10 protein-coding genes are annotated in these 9,174 nt (G+C 51.6%); 3 read left to right on the forward strand and 7 right to left on the reverse strand.

Annotated features, from left to right (window positions below):
• Positions 1–34: 34 nt before the first annotated feature.
• Complete coding sequence (locus EJP87_RS10840) at positions 35–400, reverse strand: hypothetical protein (RefSeq protein ID WP_130471892.1); 366 nt, start codon at positions 398–400, stop codon at positions 35–37.
• 29 nt (positions 401–429) lie between these two features.
• Positions 430–1,362, reverse strand: coding sequence for a selenium metabolism-associated LysR family transcriptional regulator (locus tag EJP87_RS10845; RefSeq protein ID WP_130471893.1), 933 nt, complete (start codon positions 1,360–1,362; stop codon positions 430–432).
• Positions 1,363–1,595: 233 nt separating this feature from the next.
• Between EJP87_RS10845 and EJP87_RS10850 the strand changes: the two genes are divergently transcribed.
• Positions 1,596–2,543: an HAD-IIA family hydrolase gene (locus EJP87_RS10850; protein WP_130471894.1), complete on the forward strand. Its 948-nt coding sequence runs from the start codon at positions 1,596–1,598 to the stop codon at positions 2,541–2,543.
• A 78-nt stretch (positions 2,544–2,621) separates the two neighbouring features.
• Positions 2,622–4,238 carry a fumarate hydratase gene (locus EJP87_RS10855; RefSeq protein ID WP_130471895.1) on the forward strand — a complete coding sequence of 539 codons (1,617 nt, stop codon included), beginning with the start codon at positions 2,622–2,624 and terminating at the stop codon, positions 4,236–4,238.
• Between the two features lie 43 nt (positions 4,239–4,281).
• Here the strand turns inward: EJP87_RS10855 and EJP87_RS10860 are convergent, their stop codons facing one another.
• The 5 genes from EJP87_RS10860 to EJP87_RS10880 all read right to left on the reverse strand — a co-directional run bounded on the left by EJP87_RS10860 (position 4,282) and on the right by EJP87_RS10880 (position 8,227).
• Positions 4,282–4,941, reverse strand: a complete 660-nt coding sequence (locus EJP87_RS10860) for an ABC transporter ATP-binding protein (RefSeq protein WP_130471896.1) — start codon at positions 4,939–4,941, stop codon at positions 4,282–4,284.
• A gap of 327 nt (positions 4,942–5,268) precedes the next feature.
• Positions 5,269–5,667, reverse strand: a complete 399-nt coding sequence (locus EJP87_RS10865) for a hypothetical protein (protein ID WP_130471897.1) — start codon at positions 5,665–5,667, stop codon at positions 5,269–5,271.
• Between the two features lie 75 nt (positions 5,668–5,742).
• Entirely contained in the window at positions 5,743–6,195 is a 453-nt protein-coding gene (locus EJP87_RS10870) for an NUDIX hydrolase (protein ID WP_130471898.1), read from the reverse strand.
• An 80-nt stretch (positions 6,196–6,275) separates the two neighbouring features.
• Positions 6,276–7,376 (reverse strand): nuclear transport factor 2 family protein, encoded by a 1,101-nt coding sequence (locus EJP87_RS10875; protein ID WP_193771297.1) that lies wholly within the window; start codon positions 7,374–7,376, stop codon positions 6,276–6,278.
• Positions 7,377–7,522: 146 nt separating this feature from the next.
• Entirely contained in the window at positions 7,523–8,227 is a 705-nt protein-coding gene (locus EJP87_RS10880) for an MlaA family lipoprotein (RefSeq protein WP_193771298.1), read from the reverse strand.
• A gap of 195 nt (positions 8,228–8,422) precedes the next feature.
• On the opposite strand from EJP87_RS10880, the gene EJP87_RS10885 reads away from it, so the two are divergent.
• The coding region (locus EJP87_RS10885) for an MlaE family ABC transporter permease (protein WP_130471901.1) at positions 8,423–9,174 on the forward strand (752 nt) is incomplete at its 3' end.

The raw sequence follows: 9,174 nt of genomic DNA on the forward strand, positions 1-9,174 counted from the left end.
AATCTTTTTTAATCTTTTGCCTTTGGCGCGCTTTTCAAACTAAGCCGACGCGCTCTTTGCGTCGGCGCAGCGCGCCTGATGGAAGCAAGCCGTGTGGATTGGCGCGTTTTTTTGCGCCAATCCACACGGCATCCCCATGGGGGTAGAGCTGGCGAGCGTGCACAACCGCAATAGTTACCAGACGCCTTCCAAAAATAAGGTACAAACAGCGCCGCATACTGAACTTGCGATAGGTATGCGGCGTTTTTTTGGGGGGAGATTTATAGGTCAAGATGGAGCCAGGAGTGCGCAGATACAGTGTGCGACCATCCTCGCCACATTGGGTTGGGAGTGTGCTGGATGAATGGGGAGAAGGTTGCAAGAGCTGGTTGTCAAAAATCAGTTGAGCGATGCAGCGCATGGCTTGCTGTTATATTTTGCACTTTCAGTTCAGGGTGTGTTAATACGCAACTCTTCTGGAGCAATCCCGCAGCGCTGTCCTGCAAAACGTAAAAATACCTCTACCGCTTTGGAGCGAAATTTTTGCTTGGGATAGATAAAATTTAACTGGCGCATCATGCGCATGCCCTGAATACGACGCATCACCAGAGTATTTAAGCGTAACTCTTTGGCCAACGCCGTTAAAGAGACGATACCAAAGCCAACTCCTCCCTCTACCGCCACCTTGACCGCTTCCGTGGAGCCCAGCTCTAAGGCCAAATTGAGTCGCTCATAGGGCAATTTGCTCTGTGCCAACAGCGCTTCTACTACCGCACGGGTTCCAGAACCCTCTTCCCGTGAAACAAATGGTACGCCAATCAACTGCTCCAAAGGGATCTCTGTCCAGCGCAGCAGTGGTGATTGGGGGGGTAAAATCACCACCAACTCATCTTCCATGCACGGCGTCACCTGAAGCGTACTGTTTTCTACCGGCCCTTCCACCATGCCCAGATCTATCGTGGCATCTTCCAATTTGCGTACCACTTGGCTGGTATTGTGTACCGTCATGCGTATTTTGACATCGGGATATTGTTCATGATACCCGCTTAAAATGGTCGGCAACAAATATTCACCAATCGTTGTTGAAGCCCCCAATTTGATCAAACCACGAGTAACCCCGGTCATCTCGAATACGCTTTTTTCTGTCTCATGATACAACTCTAAAATACGCTCCGCATAATCCAGTGCAACCTTGCCTGCCTCTGTCAGAGTAATACGATTGTGATGGCGATCAAACAGGCGGGTATCAAAATGATCTTCTAATTGGCGAATCTGAAAGGTGATGGCAGGCTGCGTTAAATCCAACTCCTCCGCAGCCCGCGTAAAGGATAAATGCTTGGCAACCGCATGAAATACTCGCAACCTGTTATCAGAAAAACCCATTATTTGGCCCCTGAGGGTTGGGATCAACGCCACACGGCAATCCATGCACCACCCGGGATTGCGGGTTTGCTTGTGGAGCCGTATCTTGTCGGAAATTTGCTTTTTTGTTATATTAAAAAAAATTCTGCTCTAAGTACACAAACAAATTTGTGCACCTTAAAAATTTTTTATCAAAAAAGCCTCTTCAGCCGTTGTCCGGTTGAGATACTCTATCGATAGTCTTGCATATTCCAATGAAACCGCTCATCCACGATTCCAGTCAGCTTGCCCCCCTCTATGCCCGCTATCGTGCGCGTCTCTGTCACAACGATTCGCAACTTGGGGATCGTTTGTTGGCTGGGAAGATGCAGCAGCTCGCATTTGCCGAACTGAGTGCACAATTTGACCTGATTTTGCTGGATGCCTACGGTGTTCTCTATCGCGGCAAAAAGGTCATTCCCGGCGCCCCGGAAGCGGTTGCACGCCTCTATCAGCAAGGGCGTGCTGTGCGGGTGTTGTCCAATAATGCCTCGCAGACACCAGAACATCTGAGCAAACAACTGCATGATATGGGATTTTGCTTTCCGCAAAAGGATATCATAACCTCTGGAATGGCTATTGCCGACTCTCTTGCCGCCGCACCCTGGCAAAACCAACCCTACTATTTGATCGGCAGTGAGGAGAGCTTGTTGGCCTATGCACCCGATCAACAGCGCTTGTGTGTCAATCTGCGACCCGGTGCAGGGTGGCAGGATGCCCGATTTTTGCTGATGTGCAGCAATCGCGACTATTATGGACAGCAACAGCAGCAGCAGGTGGAAAGCTTATTGGCGCAGCAACCCTTGCCGATTGTATTAGCCAATCCCGATCTGGTCACCCCAGAAGAGAGTGGTGCGGTCTCAGTGGTGGCGGGTTATACCGCTGCAACATGGGTGGACCGTTTTCATTGTCCCTGGGTGGGTCTTGGCAAGCCGTTCGCCCCTGTCTATCAACGGATCCATCAGGAGTTTCCCCATCTGTCTCCCCAGCGCTGTCTGATGGTGGGCGATACTCTGGATACCGATATTTTGGGAGGCGCGGCCCAGGGATTTGTCACCTGTCTGACTCTCTCTGGAGCCTATGCCCATGAACAAAATCTGCCGGAACTGTGCAGACAACGCGCAATTCGTCCCGATTTTGTGGTGACAAGCATTGCCGCTTGATCCGCCATGCTTCCCATGGTACCTCTGTTCTTCCAGCCATTGTCCGTGCATCCTCAACCTTAACCGGGAGATTTTTTTATGACATCCTTGCCAACAAGCGAAATGTTCAACCTCGGTCCCGATGCTACCGAATACCGACTGCTTACGGAGCGCTTTGTCTCTTCGGCACACTTTGCCGATCAGGAGTTGCTGGTTGTCGAACCAGAGGCTTTGACCTTGTTGGCCGAGACCGCCATGCGGGATGTTGCCCATCTGTTGCGCGCCAGCCATCTGCAGCAACTGCGTTTGATTTTGGATGATCCAGAGGCTTCCGCCAATGATCGTTATGTCGCCTTGGAACTGATCAAAAATGCCTGTATTGCTGCCGGAATGGTTTTGCCAAGCTGTCAGGATACCGGAACAGCCATCGTGATGGGTAAAAAAGGGGATCGGGTTTGGACCGGAGGAGGGGATAAAGAGGCCCTCAGCAAAGGGATCTATCAGACCTATGCCCATACCAATTTGCGCTACTCCCAGGTTGCACCCATCACCCTTTATGAAGAGCGTAATACCGGCACCAATCTGCCAGCGCAAATCGATATCGAGGAGGTCAATGGCAACGGCTACTCCTTTCTCTTTCTGGCCAAGGGGGGCGGCTCTGCCAATAAAACCTTCTTGTATCAACAAACCAAAGCACTGTTGACCCCAGATAATATGGCTGCCTTTTTACGTGAAAAGCTGCCTTCCCTCGGTACCTCTGCCTGTCCTCCCTACCATTTGGCTGTTGTCGTAGGTGGGCTCTCTCCAGAACAAAATCTGAAAGTGGTCAAATTGGCCTCGGCACGCTATCTCGATGGCTTGCCAGAGCGAGGGGATGGTTTGGGGGGAGCGCTGCGTGACCGTGAAACAGAGGCCCAAGTGGTCCAGATCTGTCAGCAACTTGGCTTGGGCGCCCAGTTTGGTGGCAAATATTTTGTCCATGATGTGCGGGTGATCCGTTTACCACGCCACGGCGCCTCTTGTCCGGTGGGCATTGGTGTCTCCTGCTCCGCTGATCGCAATATCCGCGCTAAGATCAATCAGCAAGGGGTATGGTTGGAAAATCTGGAGCGGGATCCGGCGCGCTTTCTGCCAGAGGTGGCAGCAGAGCAGCTCAGCCAGGAGGTGGTGAAAATTGATCTCCACCATCCCATGGCCAGCATCCGTGAAACCTTAAGCCGTTATCCCATCAAGACCCGGGTGATGCTTAATGGACCCATTGTCGTGGCGCGCGATATTGCGCATGCGCGCATCCAGGAACGGTTGCAGCGCGGCGAAGGTATGCCAGACTATTTCCGCGACCATATCGTCTACTATGCAGGCCCTGCAAAAACTCCAGTCGGTTATGCCTCTGGCTCTTTTGGACCGACCACCGCCGGACGCATGGATAGTTATGTCGATGCCTTCCAAAAACAGGGTGGTTCCTATGTCATGTTGGCCAAAGGTAATCGCAGCCGGGCGGTAACCGCTGCCTGCAAAGCCTACGGCGGTTTTTATCTCGGTTCCATAGGGGGAGCCGCAGCCCGCCTGGCCCAGGATTGTATCAAAAAGGTGGAGGTGATCGATTATCCAGAGTTGGGAATGGAAGCGGTCTATCGTATCGAGGTAGAGGATTTTCCAGCCTTTATCATTGTCGATGATAAAGGCAATGATTTTTTTGTAGAATTAGGATTATAACTGCAGAGAGAGTATCCGGGAGGGAGCAGGCTCCCTCCTGGTTTTACTCCTCCAAATATAATTTACCCTTTTCCAACCAGGCCAGCCGATCGGCAAATTGTTTGGCGCGGCTCAGGCGGCTGGTAAAGGTGACGCTGCTGAAACTGCGTAGACGTTGCGCCAACTCGGCTTCACCCACCTCATCCAAAACGGCTCCCGGTTCATCCAACAACAATAAGGTGGGCTGCATCGCCAATACTGCTGCGACTGAGACACGATAGGCTTCTGCCGATGATAAAGTAGAGAGCTCTCGTTGGCCCAGTGAGCTCGCCAAGCCAGCCTGCTGCAGTGCTTCTGCGACCCGACTCTGTAACGATTCGCCACGCAAGCCTGCCTGTGCCGGGGTCAAGGCGACCTCTTCCCAGACTGTGGCCGTCAAAAAACGTTGTCCGGCATCGCTGAAGATGACCCCCAAATCGCCCGTCAACAAATTACCTGGCACGCTTTGACCCTGCCAACGGATCTCTCCCTGATCTGTCGGGATTAAACCAGCCATCAAGCGCAACAAGAGCGTTTTGCCACTACTCTCTTTGCCCACAATCGCCCAACGTTCTCCCGCATGGATGGACCAATTGAGAGAGTCAAACAACGGCTGTTGCTCCGCATTGTGGTCATCATCCAGGCAACTCACTTGCGCAAGATTGATCAGTGTATTGTGTGCCATGGGGATAACAGCATTAAAAAGGAGAGGTAACTATTCACCAGCCAAAACAACTGCGGGTCCAGGGAGGGCACCTCTCTGGCCGGGTCCAGGGATGGAATCCCTGGGATTTTGCTTTTAATCTTTTGCCTTTGGCGCGCCTTTCACAACAAGCCGACGCGCTTTTTGCGTCGGCGCGGCGCGCCTAATGGAAGCAAGTTGTGCGGATTGGCGCGCTTTTTTGCGCCAATCCGCACAGCATCCCCATGGGGGGTAGAGCTGGCGAGTTATCGCAAACCGGGCAGAGCTGGCGAGCCATTGCGAACCTGAATAGTTACCAAAGAGAGCGCATTAAATACGTTGCAGTTGGTGTGTCTCTTCCGGCGTTTCCTTGCCACCCTCATCCGGTGGGGAGGGCAGAGGTGTCGGTGCAGGATCTTTTTGTTTATACATTTCTTGCTTGAGTTGGTTTTCCCACTGCTGCAACAGTTGTTGCGTATGGCGTAAGGCTTGATCGGTTTGTGATTTTAATTTGGGCAACTGCTGGTCCAAGGTCAAACGCCCTGCTTCGGAAAGCGCATCCATGGCCTCACGCAAGGCGTTGCGAGCCCGCTGCAACGCTTCACCCGTGCGCTCTTCCTGAGGCTGGGGATTGTGATCCCCCTCTTGTCCCGACGCTGTCTCACCTGGCAACAGCAGCAGGAAAGCGATGATCCAAAGTCCAGAAAATCTGTTTGGGATGGTTGACATCAACACCCTCGCGTTGCACCCTCTATATCCCATCCCAATACGGCCACCTGCTCGGCAGGATAGTTGACATTGACATCAACACCCTCGCGTTGCACCCTCTATATCCCATCCCAATACGGCCACCTGCTCGGCAATGACCGAGTAGGCCAACTCTCCTTGCTGCACCATGCGTGCAAAGGCAGCACAATCAAACCAAGCCACTTCGAGTAGTTCACGGCTGCGACACTGAATCTCCCCTTGCCAGCAATCACTGATATACAAAAAGCTGACATTGGGATGCTCCTGATCGAGCATGGGAATGACATCCATGCGTTCCCATTGCAACAACTCAATACCGATCTCTTCTACCACTTCACGCAACAGGGCGTCTGTTACCGCCTCTCCCTGATCAACAAAACCGCCCGGGAAAGACCATTTTCCCCAGCGCTGATCTTTGTAGGCCAGACGGACCATCAACAATTTTTCAACTGTACCGCTTGCCCGCTCAACAAGCATGGCATGGGCAGAAACAGTGGCTTTGACCCACACATCAACTCTCCCATAAAGCGAAACGGGTCATAGCTTTTTTTGTCCCTATTTGGCGCCAGAAGAGAAGCACTCTTGGTGCATTAAAATTCTCGCACAATCTTCCAGGCAGCACCCTCTTTTTGCATGGCCAAGGTTTTTTGCACTTGATCCTGGTAGCGATTGGACCAATAGCTTTGATTAAAAGTGACTTGCGCACGATCAGGAGCTGTGACGTTCACCTTGATGTTGGAAAGGGTCACCCGAATGGTGCCGGAGGCGCTCAAAGCCACCCGCCGTTGCTGTTTCCAAGCTTCCCGATCGGCAAATTTATCTGGTGGTGTATATGCGCTATCTGAATAAAACGATAAATATTCATCCACTTTTTTTGCTGACCAAACTTTGGCCCATGCTTGTACGGTGCGTTCGATCTCTGCTGATGCCGAAGGAACAGGCGCACTCTCGGCAACGGCTGGGGCTGCTGGCGCTGGCTCATTGCTACTGGTGGTCAGTGCACGGCTGGCCGGATCCAGTTCACTGCGCGCCTCTGCATCACCCACATTGCTGACCGAGGTGGGGGCCGGAGGAGGGACAACGGCAGCGGTTTTTTTGTTATCTGCCCGCTCAGGAACAGCTTTGGCCGGCGCTTTGGCGGCTACAATCGGTGATCCGCTGTCTGCTGGAGCAGTCCCGGCCGCAACAAACAATTTTTTCAGAAAATCCAACTTGGCTGAAACCATGGCATTGGAATTGTTGATGCGTAACGCCTGCGCATAGGCCTGCGAGGCCAGTTTGGCATAGACATCACCCAAATTTTCATGCGCTGTGGCATAATCTGGTAAAATGCGTACCGCATTCAACAACGCCTGCCGGGCATTTTCATAGTCACCCCGTTCGGCATACAGTACAGCCAGATTATTAAAGGGCTCTGGCAGATCGGGATAGTCGGCGCCCAATTCGCGAAAGACACGAATGGCCTCATCATTCTGACTTTTGCCGGTAAAAATCAGTCCCTGCAAAAAACGGGCTTCCGCATCTTTGGGATGCTCCCGCAAAAAATTTTCCAGTTTTTTCATGGCTTGGTCGAGTTTTTTTTCATCGGTCAAGCGGTAAATCTCGTCCAACTCTCCCGCCGAGACACGGCCAGCCATACCCAGAAAAGCGACCATCAATAATAGAAACAGAGAAAGACGTAGTTGTTTCATAGGAGTCATACCAAGTTGCAGGAATGGAAACAATATTTCGTGCAGCATTGTGGCTTGTTGTCTCGCATAATGCAACCAAAGAAAAAAGGGTGCCCACAACCATTTCAGCACCCTGCATTCTTTGGCAAAAGCTCAGGCAACGCCCTCTATTCGCTGATCAAAGCCCGACGTCGTTGCAAATAGGCATCACGTAAAGAAATATATGGATCAACTGCCGATTTCTTCAAGTCTTCATATTCGCCCAGATGCAATGAGGTGTCATTAACGGTCCGATGGGCAACCAACCCGGCACGATAACCAATATCACCAGGAACATAGGTTAATGGATTCATGAGGGTATCGCCAACCCATCCCACACCATCACGCAGATTAGAGGGACCGACAATCGGCAACACCAGATACAGAGAATCTCCTGCTCCCCAGCGTCCCAATGCCTGTCCCAAATCTTGTTGCGTGCTTTTTAAGCCTGCTTCACCGGCCACATCAAAAAATCCAAAAAATCCAAATATCGTGTTGACACCAAAACGGGCCAACTCCACCCCTGATTGGCTAATCTCCCCTTCCAGGATGGTACTGACTACGCGAGTCGGTGTGGCCAGATTCTGGAACACATTGCGCACGCCAACACGAACCCCTTCCGGTACCAATTCACCATATACCGTGGCAACAGGGCGCAAAATACCCATATAGAACAGATCGTTAAACTCAAAGAAAAAACGGTTGACCGGTTCCAACGGATCGGAGACATCATCGATACTGAAAGCGAGCTGACCATCACTTTCACTCGTACTCTCCGGTACCGTTCTATTCTCTCCGGCTGTCGCCGTCGATTGCGTATGTCCGACTAACATACATAAAAACAACGTGATAACAAAAAAGAATTTTTTCATTCCGGGTTCGCTTGGTTCGAGGAAAAATGAGGGTTGGCTTGCTTTAATTCCTTGCCAACCCTATCCATAATGCGCGACAATTTGCCGCTTTGCAACCATAGGATTCGGCTGCCTGGCAAATCTCTGCTCACCTCCAAACGGCTGTACGCTTGAACGATGATTTCCCTTATCCGGCAATTGGGACGATATACGATTGAATTTATTCTGGAAACAGGACGTATGTCCCTGTTTATCCTGACTGTGTCTGCGCTTGCCCTGCGTCCGCCCTACCGAATCCAAAATCTGCTCAAACAGATACACTTTATTGGTATTCGCTCACTGTTTGTCATCGTTCTGACCGCTATTTTTGCCGGAATGGTGTTGGCGTTGCAAGGATATTATACCCTGACCCGCTTTGGTGCCGAAGGGATGCTTGGTCCGGCTGTGGCCCTCTCCATCATCCGTGAATTGGGTCCGGTTCTCTCTGGTTTAATGGTTACCGGACGGGCCGGTTCTGCCCTGGCTGCGGAACTGGGAATCATGCGTATTCGCGAACAGGTGGATGCCCTGGAGGTGATGGGTATCTCTTCGCTGCAATATCTGGTAGTACCGCGTGTTCTGGCTGGCTTGCTCTCTCTGCCTATTTTGACCGCCATTTTTGATGTCATTGGCATTTTGGGTGGCTATTTGATCGCGGTACAATTATTGGAGATGAGCAGCGGTATCTATTTTTCCGGCATCGAGTCCGCCGTGGTGATGCGTGATATCAGCACCGGTATGATCAAAGCCTTCAGCTTTGGTCTGATCGTCACCTGGATCTGTACTTTCAAAGGCTATCATGCCAAACGCGGCGCCGAAGGGGTCAGCCAGGCCACCACCTCTGCCGTCGTACTCAGCTCCGTGTTGATCCTGGTGTGTGACTATTTTAT

The sequence above is a fragment of the Candidatus Magnetaquicoccus inordinatus genome, from assembly GCF_004217665.1.
Lineage (GTDB): Bacteria > Pseudomonadota > Magnetococcia > Magnetococcales > Magnetaquicoccaceae > Magnetaquicoccus > Magnetaquicoccus inordinatus.

What these genes read in the sequence shown, in the direction of transcription:
- EJP87_RS10840 (WP_130471892.1), bottom strand. Translation starts at nt 400, where the DNA reads ATGCGCTGCATCGCTCAACTGATTTTTGACAACCAGCTCTTGCAACCT.
- EJP87_RS10865 (WP_130471897.1), bottom strand. Translation starts at nt 5,667, where the DNA reads ATGTCAACCATCCCAAACAGATTTTCTGGACTTTGGATCATCGCTTTC.
- EJP87_RS10850 (WP_130471894.1), top strand. Translation starts at nt 1,596, where the DNA reads ATGAAACCGCTCATCCACGATTCCAGTCAGCTTGCCCCCCTCTATGCC.
- EJP87_RS10875 (WP_193771297.1), bottom strand. Translation starts at nt 7,376, where the DNA reads ATGAAACAACTACGTCTTTCTCTGTTTCTATTATTGATGGTCGCTTTT.
- EJP87_RS10880 (WP_193771298.1), bottom strand. Translation starts at nt 8,227, where the DNA reads ATGTTAGTCGGACATACGCAATCGACGGCGACAGCCGGAGAGAATAGA.
- EJP87_RS10855 (WP_130471895.1), top strand. Translation starts at nt 2,622, where the DNA reads ATGACATCCTTGCCAACAAGCGAAATGTTCAACCTCGGTCCCGATGCT.
- EJP87_RS10860 (WP_130471896.1), bottom strand. Translation starts at nt 4,941, where the DNA reads ATGGCACACAATACACTGATCAATCTTGCGCAAGTGAGTTGCCTGGAT.
- EJP87_RS10845 (WP_130471893.1), bottom strand. Translation starts at nt 1,362, where the DNA reads ATGGGTTTTTCTGATAACAGGTTGCGAGTATTTCATGCGGTTGCCAAG.